This is a genomic window from Cobetia sp. L2A1 (genome assembly GCF_009796845.1).
Lineage (GTDB): Bacteria > Pseudomonadota > Gammaproteobacteria > Pseudomonadales > Halomonadaceae > Cobetia.
The window spans coordinates 1,643,515-1,660,223 of record NZ_CP047025.1 but is presented as its reverse complement, the minus strand read 5'-3'; the positions used below and the strand labels follow the sequence as shown (position 1 = coordinate 1,660,223).

At 59.4% G+C, this 16,709-nt stretch carries 13 protein-coding genes; 6 read left to right on the top strand and 7 right to left on the bottom strand.

What is annotated here, in order from left to right; all coding sequences use genetic code 11:
* Positions 1-29 precede the first annotated feature (29 nt).
* The 4 genes from GQR90_RS07235 (at position 30) to GQR90_RS07220 (ending at position 6,939) form a co-directional block, all read left to right on the top strand.
* A complete protein-coding gene (locus GQR90_RS07235) occupies positions 30-1,310 on the top strand; it encodes a TolC family protein (protein WP_199269485.1) in 1,281 nt (426 codons plus the stop codon).
* Positions 1,307-2,929 carry an efflux RND transporter periplasmic adaptor subunit gene (locus GQR90_RS07230; RefSeq protein ID WP_199269484.1) on the top strand — a complete coding sequence of 541 codons (1,623 nt, stop codon included), beginning with the start codon at positions 1,307-1,309 and terminating at the stop codon, positions 2,927-2,929. The genes GQR90_RS07235 and GQR90_RS07230 overlap by 4 nt, the downstream gene beginning before the upstream one ends.
* The gene (locus GQR90_RS07225; RefSeq protein WP_158773506.1) at positions 2,926-6,075 is read left to right on the top strand and encodes an efflux RND transporter permease subunit; all 3,150 of its coding nucleotides are present in this window, start codon (positions 2,926-2,928) and stop codon (positions 6,073-6,075) included. Before GQR90_RS07230 ends, GQR90_RS07225 begins: the two co-directional genes overlap by 4 nt.
* Before the next feature lie 279 nt (positions 6,076-6,354).
* Positions 6,355-6,939, top strand: coding sequence for an NAD(P)H-dependent oxidoreductase (locus GQR90_RS07220; RefSeq protein ID WP_158773505.1), 585 nt, complete (start codon positions 6,355-6,357; stop codon positions 6,937-6,939).
* A gap of 205 nt (positions 6,940-7,144) precedes the next feature.
* Here the strand turns inward: GQR90_RS07220 and GQR90_RS07215 are convergent, their stop codons facing one another.
* Both GQR90_RS07215 and GQR90_RS07210 read right to left on the bottom strand, forming a co-directional pair.
* Positions 7,145-7,651, bottom strand: coding sequence for a GNAT family N-acetyltransferase (locus tag GQR90_RS07215; protein WP_158773504.1), 507 nt, complete (start codon positions 7,649-7,651; stop codon positions 7,145-7,147).
* 114 nt (positions 7,652-7,765) lie between these two features.
* Entirely contained in the window at positions 7,766-8,617 is an 852-nt protein-coding gene (locus GQR90_RS07210; RefSeq protein WP_158773503.1) for a LysR family transcriptional regulator, read from the bottom strand.
* Here GQR90_RS07210 and GQR90_RS07205 point away from each other — a divergent pair.
* A complete protein-coding gene (locus GQR90_RS07205; protein WP_158773502.1) occupies positions 8,592-9,446 on the top strand; it encodes a M24 family metallopeptidase in 855 nt (284 codons plus the stop codon). The two genes, GQR90_RS07210 and GQR90_RS07205, sit on opposite strands and share 26 nt — an antisense overlap.
* 175 nt (positions 9,447-9,621) lie before the next feature.
* On the opposite strand, the gene GQR90_RS07200 is transcribed toward GQR90_RS07205, so the two are convergent.
* The 4 genes from GQR90_RS07200 to GQR90_RS07185 form a co-directional block, all read right to left on the bottom strand.
* Positions 9,622-11,748: a TonB-dependent receptor domain-containing protein gene (locus tag GQR90_RS07200; protein ID WP_158773501.1), complete on the bottom strand. Its 2,127-nt coding sequence runs from the start codon at positions 11,746-11,748 to the stop codon at positions 9,622-9,624.
* A complete protein-coding gene (locus tag GQR90_RS07195) occupies positions 11,745-13,277 on the bottom strand; it encodes a PepSY-associated TM helix domain-containing protein (RefSeq protein WP_158773500.1) in 1,533 nt (510 codons plus the stop codon). The genes GQR90_RS07200 and GQR90_RS07195 overlap by 4 nt, the downstream gene beginning before the upstream one ends.
* 109 nt (positions 13,278-13,386) lie before the next feature.
* Complete coding sequence (locus GQR90_RS07190; RefSeq protein ID WP_158773499.1) at positions 13,387-13,869, bottom strand: hypothetical protein; 483 nt, start codon at positions 13,867-13,869, stop codon at positions 13,387-13,389.
* On the bottom strand, positions 13,866-14,507 hold the full coding sequence (locus tag GQR90_RS07185) for an SCO family protein (protein ID WP_158773498.1): 642 nt from the start codon (positions 14,505-14,507) through the stop codon (positions 13,866-13,868). Before GQR90_RS07185 ends, GQR90_RS07190 begins: the two co-directional genes overlap by 4 nt.
* Before the next feature lie 414 nt (positions 14,508-14,921).
* Here GQR90_RS07185 and GQR90_RS07180 point away from each other — a divergent pair, with 414 nt between their 5' ends.
* Positions 14,922-15,404 (top strand): hypothetical protein, encoded by a 483-nt coding sequence (locus tag GQR90_RS07180; protein ID WP_158773497.1) that lies wholly within the window; start codon positions 14,922-14,924, stop codon positions 15,402-15,404.
* A gap of 98 nt (positions 15,405-15,502) precedes the next feature.
* Here the strand turns inward: GQR90_RS07180 and GQR90_RS07175 are convergent, their stop codons facing one another.
* Positions 15,503-16,666, bottom strand: a complete 1,164-nt coding sequence (locus GQR90_RS07175) for a hypothetical protein (RefSeq protein ID WP_158773496.1) — start codon at positions 16,664-16,666, stop codon at positions 15,503-15,505.
* Between the last annotated feature and the right edge of the window lie 43 nt (positions 16,667-16,709).

The window sequence follows — 16,709 nt, the reverse complement described above, 5'->3', positions numbered from 1 at the left end:
CAGGCATATGCACTGGAATCCAACCTCTCATGAAGTATTCACGCTTTGGCGTGGCCTCCCTGACAACCGTCTTCATGACGACTGTCACGGCAGCCCTCGCCCTGAGCCTCTCCAGCACGGCAAGTGCCTTGACGCTGAATGATGCCCTTCTATTGGCTGAGCGCAACGCGCCAGTCCTCGCTGCTCGGCGAGCAGGTCATGAAGCAGCACGTCAGACGGCGCTTCCTGCCGGTGAGCTCCCCGACCCAGAGCTGAAACTGGGACTGCAGAATGTGCCAATCAGCGGTGATGAACGTGGCTCATTGAATTCTGAGCGCATGACCAGTCAAACGATCGGTTACAAACAGCAAGTCACGAGTCGTGACAAACGCGCAGCACGCGAAGCGCTTGCTGACGCTGATATTCAAAAGGCCGCTATCGAACAACAGATCGCGCTGATCAAGGTACGTCGTGATACCGCTGTTGCCTGGATCTCGGCACGGGCCACGGAGCAGAAACTTGCCCTGTTTCCCGCGCTATATGACGAGAACACCCTCCTTGCCAGTGCCATACGCGCACGCTTGTCCTCCGGCCAGGGAGGGCCTGCTGACGATATTGCCCCGCGAATTGAAGCCGCCCTGCTGGACGAGCAACGTGATGTGCTGATTGAAACAGGACAGGAGCAGCGCGCGCGCCTGCGTCGCTACATTGGCGCTCATGCTGATGAGGCGTTGCAAGGCTCCCTACCTGATTGGTCTATCCCGACGCCGACTCTGAAACAACACCTCGAGCATCATCCTGAGCTCACGATCTATGGATCACAGTTGGCGCAAACCGAGGCGCGCATCGATACGGCACTAGCGGCCAAGACTCCCGACTGGAGTTGGGAGCTCGACTATCACCGGCGTGGACGAGAGTTTGGCGACATGATGAGCGTGCAGTTCAGCATGGACCTGCCGCTTTTCAGTGGCGATCGCCAAGACCCGCTTATCGCCGCCGCGCGAGCTCGGCATACCGAGCTCGAGGCTGAGCGTGAGGTTGCCCTGCGTCACCATATCCGTGAACTCGAAGAAGATACCGCACGCTATCAGCGTCTCGTGCAGTCGGTGACCCGCCATCAGGACATCTTGCTCCCCCTCGCAGAAGAAAAGGTGACATTGCAGATGGCCGCCTATCGTGCAGGCAACGGCACCCTTGAGGGAGTCATCGCGGCACGCCGTGACCGGCTAGACGCTCATCTCGCCTTGATAGAGTCACGCGTACAGCGGGCTCTTGTCAGCGCTCGTCTGTATTTCACCTTCGTCAAACTATCGCGGGAGGTGGCCTCATGATGTCGCCCAAGCAACATGATTCCTCTTCACACCCAAAGCGAAAAAGTCTTTCGGGCAAGACATGCCTACTCGTGGGTATGACGCTCGCCATAGGTATCGCCGGCGGATATTGGCTCGCGAGCCATACGCTGGCCTCCCCCAGTGCCATGACAGACAGCAAAGAAATGGAGCAAGCCGGAAAGGCCTCCGACATGTCCAGCGAGACGGCGCTTGGCATGCCACAGGAATCTGAGGAGAAAGCCGCTCTCTATTGGTACGACCCGATGTTTCCTCAACAGCATTTCCCTGAGCCGGGGAAATCCCCCTTCATGGACATGCAGTTGGTACCTCGCTATGCCGGAGGCGGCGGCGATTCGGCCGCCATCAGCATTGATGGCAGCATCACGCAAAATCTCGGCACACGGACAGCCTCCGTCACGCGCGGTCCTCTGACACAGCCGATGGACGTGACCGGACAGGTGGGGTTCAACGAGCGTAATGTGTCCATCATTCAAGCGCGCCGCGAGGGATTCGTTGAGCGTGTCTATGCTCGTGCACCGTCAGATATCCTGGCGCAAGATGCACCGCTGGCCGATCTTCTGATTCCGGAGTGGATCCGTGCCCAGGAAGAGTATCTCGCGCTACGAGGCATGAAGGTGCCGGCACTTATGGAGGCGGCGCGCCAGCGCATGCGTCTTGTCGGCATGCCGCCGGCACTGATTGCCAAGGTAGTGCACCAGGCAAGCGTTCAGCCGGTATGGACAGTCACGGTGCCGACGGCGGGGATGCTGAGCACCCTCGATGTGCGCGAAGGCATGACGCTTGCCACCGGGCAGACACTTGCCACGATCAATGGCTTGCAGACGGTATGGCTTGAAGCCGCAGTACCCGAGGCTGATGCTCACGGCCTGGTAGCAGGCCAGGCAGTCGATGCTGCTCTGACGGCTCTCCCCGGTCAACCGATCACAGGACGTATCGATGCCATCCTGCCAGAGCTTTCCAAGGACAGTCGTAGTCTGCGCGTGCGTATTGAGCTTGATAATCCCTCCGGCGCCTTGCGCCCTGGCATGAGTGCTCGGGTACGTCTACAGGGAAAATCTCGTCAGGCCGTACTGTCAGTGCCCACCGAGGCCGTCATCAAGACCGGTAAGCGTAGTCTGGTGATGCTGGCGCTCGAGAAAGGTCGCTATCAACCACAGGAAGTATTGATCGGCGTGGAAAGTGGCGAGCGTACCGAGATCGTGGCCGGTCTACAGGAGGGTCAGAAGGTCATCACCTCCGGACAATTCCTGCTGGATTCTGAAGCCAGTCTGCTGGGTATCGACGTCACTACGCTCAACGACGTCGCCACTACACCAGCTGACAGTGAGCACGAGGCGCGCGGAGAGATTCGCGATATCAATGCTGACGGTGTCCAGATCGCGCATGGCCCCTTGCGCACGCTTGGCATGCCAGGCATGACCATGCGCTTCCCGCTCTCCACTGAGTTACAAAACGCCACTGGTGACACTCGAGCACTCATGCAGGCTCTCAAGATCGGTAGTCGCGTCAACTTCGCGGTTCATCAGACAGAGGATGGACTCGAGATTACCCAGATTGCCCCCGTTAGCATGAATGACACCCAGGAGGTGGCACCATGATCACGGCTGTCATTCGTTGGTCAATGGCGAACCGCTTTCTAGTGGTATTGGCCACACTCTTTGCCGTGGGCTGGGGCATGTGGTCGGTCAAGAATACGCCGATCGATGCGCTACCCGACCTTTCCGATGTGCAGGTCATCATCCGGACACCCTATGCAGGGCAGGCGCCGCAGATCGTCGAGAATCAGGTCACCTACCCCCTCACGACCACGATGCTCTCCGTGCCTGGCGCCAAGACGGTGCGTGGCTACTCCTTCTTCGGTGATAGCTACGTCTATGTCCTGTTCGAGGATGAGACGGATCTCTACTGGGCACGCTCGCGGGTGCTGGAATACTTGAGCCAGATGCAGGGACAGCTTCCAGCAGGCGTGAGTCCGTCGCTGGGCCCTGATGCCACGGGCGTTGGCTGGATCTATCAGTACGCACTCGTCGATCGCAGCGGTCAGCATGACCTGGCCAAACTACGCTCGTTACAGGACTGGTTTCTCAAGTTCGAGCTCAAGACGCTGGCCAATGTCGCGGAAGTGGCAAGCCTCGGTGGCATGATTCAGCAGTATCAAGTGCAACTCGATCCAATACGCATGATCAATCGTGGCATTACCCAGCGTCAGGTGACGGATGCCATCACCCGTGCCAATCAGGAAACGGGCGGTGCGTTATTGACGCTCGCTGAACGTGAATTCATGGTGCGCGCCTCGGGGTACTTGAAGACCCTGAATGACTTCAAGTCGATACCGATAACGCTTGCTGCGGATGGCGTTCCGATATTGCTGGGCGAGGTTGCCGACATTCAGCGCGGCCCCGAGATGCGACGAGGTATTGCGGAGCTTGATGGCGAAGGTGAGGTGGTCGGCGGAGTCATCGTCTTGCGCAGTGGCAAGAATGCACGCGCCACCATCACCGCCGTTAAGGACAAGCTGGAAACGCTCAAAGCCAGCCTGCCGGAAGGTGTCGAGATCGTGACAACCTACGATCGCAGCAAGCTGATTGATCGCGCGGTGAACAATCTAGGCATCAAATTGCTGGAAGAGTTTCTGGTCGTCGCACTGATCTGTGCTCTCTTTCTATGGCACCTACGTTCATCGATGGTCGCCATCATCTCACTGCCGGTGGGCGTACTGGTGTCGTTCATCGTGATGCATCAGCAAGGAATCAACGCCAACATCATGTCATTGGGCGGCATCGCCATTGCCATTGGCGCGATGGTCGATGCTGCCGTGGTGATGATCGAGAACGCACACAAGAAGATCGAGGAATGGCACCGGGAACATCCCGGCGAGGTACTCAAGGGCGTGGCACATCGCGAGGTGATCACGGCAGCAGCCACCGAGGTTGGGCCAGCACTATTCTTCAGCCTGCTGATCATCACGCTGTCCTTCATCCCCATCTTCACGCTACAGGCGCAGGAGGGACGACTTTTTGGCCCACTGGCGTTCACCAAGACATACGCCATGGCCACGGCTGCCGGACTCTCCATCACGCTGGTGCCGGTACTGATGGGATATTGGATCCGCGGGAATATTCCTGATGAAGCACGCAATCCGCTCAATCGCGGGTTGATCGGACTGTATCGCCCCGCGCTCGATGCCGTCCTGCGCTGGCCACGGATGACGCTCCTCATTGCTGTCCTGCTCTTTGTCAGCATGGCGTGGCCGCTGTCCAAACTGGGCGGTGAATTCCTGCCGCCTCTGGATGAGGGAGACCTGCTGTACATGCCTTCGGCATTGCCCGGTCTATCGGTACAGAAGGCCAGTGAACTGCTGCAACAGACCAATCGTCTGATCAAGACCGTGCCAGAAGTGGCTCATGTCTTTGGCAAGGCGGGTCGTGCGGATACCGCGACCGACCCTGCGCCGTTGGCGATGTTCGAGACCACCATCCAGTTCACGCCTCGTGATCAATGGCGCGAAGGCATGACGCCCGACAAGTTGCGCGATGAGCTGGACCGCGTGGTGCAGGTGCCCGGGCTGACCAACATCTGGATTCCGCCTATCCGCAACCGCATCGACATGCTGGCCACCGGCGTCAAGAGCCCCATCGGCATCAAGGTGGTGGGAGATGATCTGGCCGTCATCGACAGGGTCGCCCAGAACATCGAGAAAGTGGCCAAGACAGTACCTGGCGTCAGCTCCTCGCTGGCTGAGCGAATGACAGGTGGACGCTATATCGATATCGACATCGATCGTGCTCGCGCCGCACAGTTCGGGCTCAATATCGCGGATGTGCAGTCCATCGTGGCCAGCGCCATCGGTGGGGAGAATATCGGTGAAACCATCGAAGGACTGGCACGCTATCCGATAAGCGTGCGCTATCCGCGCGAGTGGCGTGACTCGCTCACGCGCCTTGAGCAACTGCCGATCCTGACACCACAAGGCCGCCAGATCACTCTGGGATCCGTCGCGAAGATAGGCGTCAGTGAAGGGCCTCCCATGTTGAAAAGCGAGAATGCACGCCTCTCCAGCTGGGTGTTCATCGATGTGCGTGATCGTGATCTCTCGTCAGTGGTTCATGACCTGCAGTCCACCATCCGCGAGGAGATCACGCTACCTGCTGGCATCAGCGTCGGGTATTCCGGGCAATTCGAGTATATGGAGCGCGCGAATGCCCGTCTGATACTGGTAGTCCCCACGACGCTGCTGATCATCTTCGTGCTCCTGTATCTGTGCTTCTCTCGCTTCACGGAAGCGGCACTGATCATGATCACCCTGCCCTTCGCGCTGACCGGCGGAGTGTGGTGCCTGTACCTGCTGGGCTACAACCTGTCGGTCGCCACCGGAGTCGGATTCGTGGCGCTGGCCGGTGTCGCCGCCGAATTCGGGGTCATCATGTTGCTCTATCTCAAGAATGCCTGGGTAGAGCATCAGGCCCGTGGCGAGGATGACCACACAGGATTGCTGGCCGCCATTCAGGAAGGTGCCGTTCAGCGAGTCCGTCCCAAGGCCATGACGGTCGCCGTGATCATCGCCGGACTACTGCCCATCCTGCTCGACAGTGGCACCGGCAGTGAAGTCATGAGCCGCATTGCCGCGCCCATGGTCGGCGGAATGATCAGTGCCCCCTTGCTATCACTATTCGTGCTGCCGGCCGCCTATCACCTCATCGAGCAACGCAAGCTGAAGAAGGCACGGCAGACGGCTACCTCGTAAGGAACCACATACCTGCGCTAGCCCCTCGCAGCACGATTCGCGCTTGAAACCCAGCCCCAGGGTTCACTGCAGGTACAGGATTTACTGCAGGTACAGGATGCAGATAACACCAATAGGCCCAGTCATGATGGCTGGGCCTATTGCATTTTCATCCTCAATCTCACGGAATTGTTGCACCCACAGCAAAGGTGTTTTACACCCATGCCGCTTTATCCGTTGGTCGATAGCTTACATGCTGCGCTCCATTGATGGATAACCCCTGCTTTCGGAGCACGCGACATGAACATCCTGCTGATCAACGGCGGCAAGGCCTTTGCCCATTCCAATGGTGAGCTGAACGCGACGCTGCATGAGCTGGCGCGCGGTGAGCTGGCCGAGCTGGGTCATGAGGTGTGTGAAACCGTCATCGAGGAAGGCTTCGAGGCCAAGGCGGAAATCGAGAAGCAGCTGGGGGCGGACATGATCATCTATCAGATGCCCGGTTGGTGGATGGGGCTGCCGTGGACCGTGAAGCAATATCTCGATGACATCCTGACTGAGGGCCACGGCTCGCTGTACGCCAGCGATGGACGTCATCGCACCAGCCCGACCCAGGGCTACGGCACTGGTGGCTTGATGCAGGGCCGCCAATACCTGCTGTCACTGACCTGGAACGCGCCACTTGAGGCCTTTGATGAAGAAGGCAACTTCTTCGAGGGCAAGGGCATCGATGGCGTCTATTTCCCGGTGCACAAGGCGATGGAATTCCTCGGCATGACGGCCCTGCCGACCTACCTGGCCACTGATGTGATCAAGAACCCGGATATCGCCGCCTACACCCAGGCCTATCGTGAGCACCTGCGCGAGCACATCGGCCGCGCCTGAAGGCTTTAGTGTCACGTCAGCTGCACTGAGAACGAATCCACCAAGACTCCGAATACACAAAAGGCTGCCATGGGCAGCCTTTTGCATTCAGAACAACAGCGGGGCTGAGGTGAGGAACTGGTAGGAGCCTGCCTACAGCATTGATGCACACAGTGAATACCAGGATGCATCATCATTCGCTGCATGAATGACAGAGCACCAGGACTCATATGATCTTGTAAAAGAAGGTGGTGCCATCAAGATCTCCCGCAGAACTCTTGGCGTATTGTGGAATCCTGCCAGCCTCTTGATAACCCGCATTGCGGTATAGCAGCGAGGCCGTGTCATCGCTGCGGGTGTCCAAAACCAGTAGCGTACATTGGTAGGCTTTTTCCTGTTGCTCTATTTCCATCATCAGTTGGCGCGCAATACCACGCTGACGAAATGCCGTATGGACCATGAGTTTTTCAACTTCCGCTCTATGACGGCCATTCTTCTTGGCACAGAAACGTAGCTGAACGGCCCCCACGATGAACTCCCCGTCACGCACTACCCACAAACCGTGATACCCCTCGGCAATATCACTGGCAACGCCCCGCCAGTAACTCTCTGCCTCACCCGCCTCCAGTGGAGCAATGAATCCGATGGAGGCACCACTCTCGACACAGTCATTCAAAAGAATGATCAGTTTGTCGCAATCATTTTCCAGGACCAGTAATTGTTCTATTTTCATGGGCGCTCCATAGTCCGTGTCATCCAGGGAAACACGATTGGTCGTAATGAAATCAATCTGACTTGACGAGGCCCAGCCAGCAGCCCTCATCTCTCACCTCTCACCTCTCATCTCTCATGAGATCGTGGCCATGTCAGCGACGATGGCTTCTGCAAGGACAAACGCCAGTGAGGCTTCCGTCTCTTGGCCGGGCATGATGTGAATCTTCCAGGGAAAGGTGATGGGGGCGACATCCAGCTCGACGATGCACAGCTGAGCGCGCCAGGCGGATAGGTCCACGCACAGGGCAGGCAATATCGAGGTCCCCTGACCGCTGGCGATCAGTTGGCAGATGAGTTCCGTGGATTCCACCCGCGATACCTGAGAGGGGAAGCGCTGCCCGCGCGCAAAGAAGGTCTCATATTCCCAGCCGGGTTCCGGGCGCAGATCATAGGTGAGAAAGCGTTCTCCATCGAAGTCTTCGGGCGTCATGACGGCCTTGCCGGCCAGGGCGGAATCCCGTTTCACGACGGCAACCAGGCGGTCCTGACATAGCGTCATGCTGGTCAGCGCGGTGAGGCGCGGGCCATGCCCTTCTCCCGGAGCCAGCATCAGGTCCGCCGACTGGCCATTCAACGCGCTTGTCGGTGCCTCGCTCGCGACACGCACCAATTCGACATTCACGCACGGCTGCATCTCACGTCCGGTCGTCAATAACCTGCTGGCGAGCCGGGAAGGATCGAAATGTGACCAGGCAACCCTGACCCGATTGCGGCTGAGCTTGCCCTGCCAGATCGCATCGGATTCCGCAGCCTGCAGCATGGGGGCCGTTGTCGTGGCGGCCTTGGCGATGGTGGCGCCCGCCGGCGTCAGCATCAAAGCCCTTCCCTCCTTTCTGACCAGCGAGACTCCGAGACGTCGTTCAGCCTCGCCAAGCCGCTGACTGGCAGCAGATTGCGTGATGTTGAGCGAGAGTGAGTTGGTCATCTCGCTGACAGGCCGCGGCGCGCGTATCGGTACGGAGCGCCTGTCCGCCGGTATCATTCAGGGCCTGCTGGCCAATGGGCTGGAACTGGCGGATGCGCAAGGCGCACTGGAACGGGCACGCGCCATCAAGACACCCCAGGAACTCGTCTGTATCCAGGCGTCGCTAGCCTGCACAGAACTGGGCGTTGGCGCGCTTCGTGATGCGTTGCGACCGGGCATGAGCGAGAACCAGCTATGGTCGATTCTTCACCAGGCGGTGATCGCCGGCGGCGGCGAGTACTTCGAGACACGCCTGCTCAACTCCGGCCAGCACAGCAATCCATGGTTTCAGGAAACCAGCGAAAAGCGCATCGCTGCCAATGAACTGGTCGCGCTGGATACCGATGTCGTGGGCTGTCATGGCTACTACGCCGATTTCTCGCGCACCTTCCATGTGGGGCCACGGGCACCTTCACCCAGACAGCGTGAGCTTTACCGCACTGCGCGTGAACAGGTCGAGTACAACATCGATATCCTGCGCCCGGGGATGAGCTTTCGAGACTATGCACAACGCGCATGGTCGATCCCGGAGCGCTATTTCGCCAACCGCTATTATGTCTCGGCACACGGCGTGGGCATGACGGGCGAATACCCCTACCTCTATCACCAGACGGAATTCGAACAGGCGGGATACGACGGCGAGATTCAACCCGGCATGACACTCTGTGTGGAGAGCTTCATCGGCGAAGACGGCGGTCAGGATGGCGTGAAGCTGGAGCAGCAGATACTGATCACCGAGACAGGCACGCAAGTGTTGTCGCAGTTTCCCTTCGAGGAGAGCCTGATGTGAATGACAGGGCTGCGGTGTGAATGACAGGGCTAGCGTGTGAGGACGACAGGCAAGGCCTCCAGCAAAGCCCACTCGTAAAACAGGAAGCCCGCCACCGGTGACATGACCGATGGCGGGCTTCTCGCGCGCTAGTGAATCGCGGCGTCCAGCGCTCACTACTGAGATGGTACGGGTCTCAGAAGCTCCAGCTGGCATGCGTCCAGAAGATACGTCCCGGCTCATTGACCTGTACATCGCCCTGCAACGGATCGTCGTAGAAGCGATTGACGTGGTAGGCGTAAGCCTTGTCGAACAGGTTGGAAATGCCGGCGCTCAGCTCGATGGCGTCGGTGGCACGATAGCCGCCCTCCAGGCCGACGATGCCGAAGCCTGCCGTCGCGTCTTCACTGTCGGAAATACGCGATTGGCGTGCTGCCACATCAAACCTTGCTCCCGCCCACCAGCGATCCGCGTCATAACGCGTGGCGAGATAGCCATTGAAGGGGGCAACCTGTGACAGCGGAGTGCTGTCTGTCAGGTTGGTGCCGTGCGTGGCGGCAACGCCTGCGGAATGCCGCCAGCCATGCTGCTGCCAACTGGCTTCCAGCTCCACCCCATAGATCTCGGCTTCGACGTTGTCGTAGGTGGTCAGTGAATCCCCTTCCGTCAGCTCGATCCAGTCATGCACGCGGTTGTAGTAGGTGTCCGCCGAGTAATGCCAGGCCCCCTGCTGGCCCGACAACCCCAGCTCCAGCTGCTGATGGATCTCGGGGTCAAGCTCGGGGTTGCCCAGCCACCCGTCGGAGTCGGACTGATAGTTGTAATAACGCTCGCTGGCCGTCGGGAAGCGCACACTGCGACTGAGCGCAGCGTAGCCCTTGAGGTCATCGTTGACGCGATGCTCCAGACGCGCCAGCGCACTGAACTCCCCGTCACGCTGCTTGGCTTCTACGTCATCGCCGTACTGGGCACGCCAGGCGGAGATGGCCGAGGCATTGCTGCCCACCACCTCATCGGCATCTCGCGCATCACTGATGGAGACGTCATAGCGCGCGCCCGTCACCAATCGATTGTCGGCATCGAGCGTGGTATCCAGTTCCGCGAATACCCCACCGCGCGTCCGCACGACATCCGGCCAGGTCTGGCTATCCGACAGGCTATCCAGTGACATGCCCATCTGGGAGTGGGTATTGCTCTCGAGCCGTTCGGCATCGGCACCCAGTGTCAGTGTCGCGTCATGCCCACCGACGGTCAGCGGGATATCGCCCTGGGTGCTGGCATACCAGGTCTCGGTGGTCGCGCTGGAGAACATGGCCATGTCGCTCATGTCCATGTCAGACCCCATGTCCATGTCCATGCTCGAGCTGGAATCATCAAAGTCACGCAGCGTGACGTTGTCCATGTCGTGCACGACACGAGCATGGTTGACCTGTGTCTCGGTATGCGAGAAAGGCCCGACATTGTCGACGGTCAACTTGAGGAACTGGCGGTCCATGTCACTGCGCGGTGCATCCATCGTGGGGTACAGCGCATCATCGATGCGCACCACGGCGACGCCTGCTTCGATGGCGACATCTTCCGTGGCGAAGGCGCCGACACGAAGGCTGCCATTGTCGCTGCGATAGCCTCCGTACTGGGTATCGCCGTTGCCGTCCTCATAGTTGTTGCGCTCGGAATGCTCCAGATCCACCGCCGCCCAGAAGTCACCCTGCTTGGCCGTCAGTGACAGATTTTCACTGGTGGCATCATCGTTGCTGCGCCAACCGACGCCCACTGAGCCGTGCACTCCATCGTCGTCATCACGTGAAGGTGTCTGACGCGTGACCTCAAGGGTGCCCGCAGCAAAGTTGGGACCACGACTGACCGTCTGTGCGCCCTTGTAGAGGGTGAGATCCGACTGGCTGCCGGTAGTGGCATACCCAAGCGTGGTATCCATGCCACCCGGACAGGCCGGGTAGAGCGTGGCGCCATCCACCTCCTGAATCAGGCGCTCACCGGACTGGCCGCGGAAGATGGCGGAAACCCCATGACTGCCAAGCCGCGACCCACTGACGCCATTGACCTCACGCAGCTGTTCACCAAGGTCAAGATTGCCCTTGGCATGGCCCTGGCTGACATCGACGACGGGGCTGGCCATCGGCGCTTGCGCCTCGACATTGATCAGTGGCAATACGCTGATGCTGTCATCATCCGCCCAGGCCGGCAGCACGCTGCTGCCGGCAATGGCAGCGGCGATCGCCATGGGCAGGCGGCAACGAGACGGGCGCTCCCCCCGGATCATGCGGTGTGAACGAGTCCGAGAATCGACGAGGGAAAGCGTCATGCGTTGGCCTCCATGGCAGTCTTGTGATTGTTGTTGCTCAGGCGAATCCACGCCCAATCCAGGGCTCCCATCACGATCAGCGAGATGCCGACCAGCGGGTAGATGACACCGACGATCATCATCAAGCCCCAGACACCGGCAACCCGCCTACGCTCCTTGGGGAGCGGCGGAATGCCGAGGCCCCCCGCCGGACGACGCTTCCACCACATCACGCTCGCGCCCACGCTCATCATCACCATCGCAAGGCATGCCACGACCAGTATCAGCTGATTGATCAGGCCATACTGCTGTCCCATGTGGACGTTGATGCCCCACTCCAACGCACGTCCGACCACACCATAATCGGCGTAGTGCATGTCGAGCAGCACATCGCCGGAGTAGCGATCCAGATGCACGACCTGCTGGCGTTCCAGTTCATTCGGATACACGGAGCCGGTGTAGACCCCCTGCGGCGTGCCCGGCAGATTGATGGCATAGCCCGGCGCCAGTCCTTCGCGCGCGAAGACACTCGCTGCGGCATCAAGACCGATATCGGCCTTGGCGATCGCCGCCTCACTCAGGGGCGGTGTCTCGCCATCGCCACCCACCCCATTGGCCGCCTGACTCGTGCTCGCGCCGCCATGCCCGGCATGCTCTCCCTCGTCTACCTGGCTTTTCGCGGCATTGGCCGGCAAAGAAGATAACGGGATAATGGCCTGTTCGAGCGTCCAGGTGGTCATTTCCTGTTCCGCCAGACGGGTGTCCGACATCGGCGTATTCACGCGCACGCCATCGGGATAGCCATAGTTGTGGCCATTGGCCAGCTCATTGACCTTGGCACCCCACACCATCGACCACGGCATGCCTGTCACGGCGAGAAACACGATGAAGCCGCCCGCGATGATCCCGGACACGGCATGCAGATCACGCCACCACAGGCGACGCGCCGGCGTGGTACGCAGCGTGACGACACCGCCCTTCTGGCCCCGCGGCCACCACAGATATAGACCACTGAGCACCAGCAAGATGCTCCAGCCGCCGGCGATCTCGATCGCGACATTGCCGATAGGGCCGGTGATCGCGAGGCTGTGCAGATTGCGAACCGTCCACATGATGCTGTCGCGATAGGCCATCTGCCCCTGCACGTCGCCGGTGTAGGGATTGACGTAGACCGCCTGCTTGCCACTGCCATCGTCAGGCACGATGTCGACTTCCGTGGTCAGCTCGGCCTCGGGCGCCGGCACCACGCGCACCGCCTTGCCCGGGAGGCTGGCGACGGCGGCGCTCACCTGCTCGCTCAGCGGCACGCTTGCCTGTGCCTGGCCGTTCAATTGCTGAACGACGGGCGTATTGACCTGCATCAGGTCGGAATGCACGAAGCGGTCTATCTCATCACGAAACAGGTAGAGGCCACCGGTGACGGCAAGTAGCGTCAGGAATGGCAGCACCAGCAGGCCGGCGTAGAAATGCCAGCGCCACACGGCACGGTATAGATCACTGACACCCCGGCCGGCACGGCCAGTCGTATCATTTTTTATTGAGGTACTCATCACGCATTCACCCATCAGCCGTCGCCACCACGTGCGACAGAATCAGAGTTCCGCCGCTGACATGGCGTCAACGAACAATTCTTGAGGAGCTGCCTTGCAGCCCATTGAGTCAGATTGCGATGGGAAAACGCGGAGGGGCACGCCCGGGCGGACGCAGATGTGATGAACTTTCCCGCAGGAAAGCGAGGCAGGGACGCAGGAGGACATCGCGCGTCAGTGTGGCAAGTGCCAACAAGAGCGCCACAGCGACCAGCGCAAGCGTAAAGGCGGCCATGCTGGCCAGCGGACAGTCGGAGGCAGCCGAGCTGTGAGTGATCACCGCGTTCGAGCCAGTCTCTCGGGCAGTCCGCGCGATCCAGTCACTGTCGGCACTGACCCAGCGGCCCGCACCGACGCTTTCAAACATGGCATGGTCATTGACCATCACCATGCGCGGCGCGGCCAGCGGCATCAGCAACATGGCCGCCAGCGCGATCAGCATGACAAACACCACGTGTCCATTGGCCGCTTTCAGCTTGGCCATGGCCTGATGGTACGAAACATCATGCCCCTGTGAGCCAGAAGCCGACGCATGGCAGGCCAACCGACTCATGCGCTCTGCTCCTCACGAACCGACGCGAGCAATATCTCGAGACGATCCGCCAGCTGCGCGGGTGTCTGGCTGAGCGGCAAGGTATCGCGCAGCCGGCCCTGCTCATCGATCACGAAGATGGCGACGTTATGATCAATCATGTAATGCGTGGCGTTATCGTCCTCTGCGACCTCTTTCAGGGGACGCTGGTGATAGACGATACCCAGCCGACGAGTCAGTCCTGTCAGCGCCTGCCCGTCGACGGGTGTCAGACGCACGCCCGTCACGGGAAAGTGAAATGCCGAAAGATAGCGCGATAATACCGGCAAGGTATCGCGCGCCGGGTCGAGCGTCAGAAACAGCGGATGCAGATGCGCGCGCGAGGTGTCATCGAGGCGCTGCCAGGCCATCTGCAGACGTGCCAGCGATAGCGGGCAGATATCCGGACAATGCGTGAAACCCGGTACCAGCAACGAAAGATGGCCAGCCTCCCCGTTCGCCAATGTCTGTGGAACGAGCAACCCTCGCGTCGAAGACATTTCCAACGTCGTCGGCCATGCCTCGCGCGGCTGATGAGACGAGGAAAGTCCCATCACCAGCACGATCAGCACAAGGGCAAAGGCACTGAGTCCCATCAGGACCAGTTTGCGCAGCGACATGAACACTCCGGGTGCGAACGATGGCGATATGTCACGACTTCGAAAGGCCGCATCACGATGAACAACGTGTAAATCGTGTGACAAAACAGTGCAGTAACCTGTCAGGAGAGTGAATGCTAACGATTCATGCCTGCAAAACCGAGAATGCGACAAGTTGCCACAGCGTTGAGGGGAACTTTCATCGCCTCACTTTGGCGATAACCACTGACGAGGAAGGGATGAAGGCTGGGAATCCTCAGCGGTGGCGGTGGAGGTCGAGACGAAGAGGGATCGAGCACGATATCCAGAACACATGCTGCCTCATATAGCGTGAGACCATCATCGTCATGGTGATATTCAAAGTGCGTGGTCATGAAACTGCCACGACACTAGGGATATCGCCATGGGTATCCGGGGTCGACGCTTGACCACTGCATGCCTTTCACCTACGACTACCCTGTGCAGCAATATCTCGCTGCCGTGAGGGCCACCATCATGATTCAGCGCCTATCCTTGCATCCCGCCATTCTCGAAGTCCGTGACCTCGATGCCGCCTGCCGCTTCTTCAATGAAGCGCTCGCCCTACCCCTGCTGTTGCGCAATACCACGAGTGCGACCCTTGAGCTCAATCATGCTCACGATGGCCTCACCAGCGTACTGATGCTTCAACTCAGCGCGGAACACCCTGACAGCCGCAAGCTGACACTTGAAATTGATCGCGACGATTTTGATCACTTCAGCGGCCTTCTCCAGGCACATGGTGCCCTGTTGACGGAAAGCCACGGCAGCAGTTCACCAGGCTGTGCCTGGCAGGTACTCGACTGCGTGCTGCCCGATGGCCATCGCCTGCGCGTGGTGAGCATAAATCCGGAGCGGTGCACGCCACTGATCAGCCGAGGTGTCGGCGCCAATCACTGACGGCGATCCAGGAAGTGCTACCCACGCAGTGAATGTTGCAAGACGCCTGTAATGTGTGGTCCGTAAAGTAAAAACATAATGTGGAAGCCAAGGTAACGTTAGAGACCCTCCCCATTGGCAGGCGTTCTGAACCACTCACTACTCGTGGTAGTGGAGGCACGTAATTGGAATGGAGCTTCCAGATTTTCCAGTGCATTGCTGGTCGGATCATCGGCGGCCGGCACCGTTTCCGCCAACTGGAAGCCACCAGACGCAGTACAGGTCAGCTCTCCTGGCAGCAGGTTCGTCACCGTCTGAAGAACCGGCTCGATCAACCCTAGATCGGCAGTGGCTCGCAATTGATCAAACAGTGAGCGCACCAGTGCCGTGACCAGATCACCGTCCTCATTCAGGATGGTACCTGCAGGGCAATAGAGCGTGCCGACTTCCACTTCCGGTACGCACACCCCCAGCAGACTGCAGGTGGGCAACACATTGACCGTACCCAGAGTCGAGGTCACCAGCGCATCCACCGGGCCGATGTAATTACTCAGGATATCGTCCTGTGCCACAAAGCCGGGTGGAGGCGTACACAGATCCAGCACTCCCGTGCTCAACAAGCACGTCGTGTCTGCCTCGACATCCTGAGTATCATCGAGCGTGAAGGCTTCACACGGCACGCCGCTGATTACCTTCTGGGATATCCAGCGTGATTGCACATCACTGCCAGTGAAGGGGCACTGCTGAGGGGTGCCACGATAGAGAAAACCTGGCAATGCTGCGGGCTCACCGGGTCCAATGGCATAGACAGGCCCCCCCTGCAGCGCATGCAGGTAACTGACACTCCCACCGTAAAGGTCGCCCACGATATCGCGGCTATCCGTGGCTTCATCACTGATCGACTTGATACAGGGGTCACCACTGCAGTTGAGCGTGGCGTAGTAAAGCGGCTCTCGGCTGGAGAAGCGGTCATCGCGAATGCCGATCAGCGCCCGGCTGATTGTCGGCGGCTGACTACGATCAAAATAGAGAATACGCGGCGCATCATGCTCATCCACGTCAAACACCTCTCCGAGAGCACGGCCATTGGCATCCTCGACTACCAGCTCTCGGGATTGCTGAGTCATGTAGTGCTTGAACAAGGCATCGCGTATTGCCGCCAGACCGACCAGAGAGCCGATGATCAGGATTGAGGTGATCAGGATCAGCTCGATGGTGATGATGAAACCGCCCTGTCGACGCAAGCGCTGCGGGGGAATAGTCGATTCATGCTCTGTCGTCATGTCATGTCTCCTTGCGCGACGGGACTCGCCATGAGCAAGCCGA

Excerpts from the sequence above, each read along its gene's own strand:
- GQR90_RS07215 (WP_158773504.1), bottom strand. The coding sequence starts at position 7,651 with ATGAAAATAGAACAATTACTGGTCCTGGAAAATGATTGCGACAAACTG.
- GQR90_RS07225 (WP_158773506.1), top strand. The coding sequence starts at position 2,926 with ATGATCACGGCTGTCATTCGTTGGTCAATGGCGAACCGCTTTCTAGTG.
- GQR90_RS07230 (WP_199269484.1), top strand. The coding sequence starts at position 1,307 with ATGATGTCGCCCAAGCAACATGATTCCTCTTCACACCCAAAGCGAAAA.
- GQR90_RS07185 (WP_158773498.1), bottom strand. The coding sequence starts at position 14,507 with ATGTCGCTGCGCAAACTGGTCCTGATGGGACTCAGTGCCTTTGCCCTT.
- GQR90_RS07180 (WP_158773497.1), top strand. The coding sequence starts at position 14,922 with ATGCCTTTCACCTACGACTACCCTGTGCAGCAATATCTCGCTGCCGTG.
- GQR90_RS07195 (WP_158773500.1), bottom strand. The coding sequence starts at position 13,277 with ATGAGTACCTCAATAAAAAATGATACGACTGGCCGTGCCGGCCGGGGT.
- GQR90_RS07205 (WP_158773502.1), top strand. The coding sequence starts at position 8,592 with ATGTTGAGCGAGAGTGAGTTGGTCATCTCGCTGACAGGCCGCGGCGCG.
- GQR90_RS07210 (WP_158773503.1), bottom strand. The coding sequence starts at position 8,617 with ATGACCAACTCACTCTCGCTCAACATCACGCAATCTGCTGCCAGTCAG.
- GQR90_RS07175 (WP_158773496.1), bottom strand. The coding sequence starts at position 16,666 with ATGACGACAGAGCATGAATCGACTATTCCCCCGCAGCGCTTGCGTCGA.
- GQR90_RS07235 (WP_199269485.1), top strand. The coding sequence starts at position 30 with ATGAAGTATTCACGCTTTGGCGTGGCCTCCCTGACAACCGTCTTCATG.
- GQR90_RS07190 (WP_158773499.1), bottom strand. The coding sequence starts at position 13,869 with ATGAGTCGGTTGGCCTGCCATGCGTCGGCTTCTGGCTCACAGGGGCAT.
- GQR90_RS07200 (WP_158773501.1), bottom strand. The coding sequence starts at position 11,748 with ATGACGCTTTCCCTCGTCGATTCTCGGACTCGTTCACACCGCATGATC.
- GQR90_RS07220 (WP_158773505.1), top strand. The coding sequence starts at position 6,355 with ATGAACATCCTGCTGATCAACGGCGGCAAGGCCTTTGCCCATTCCAAT.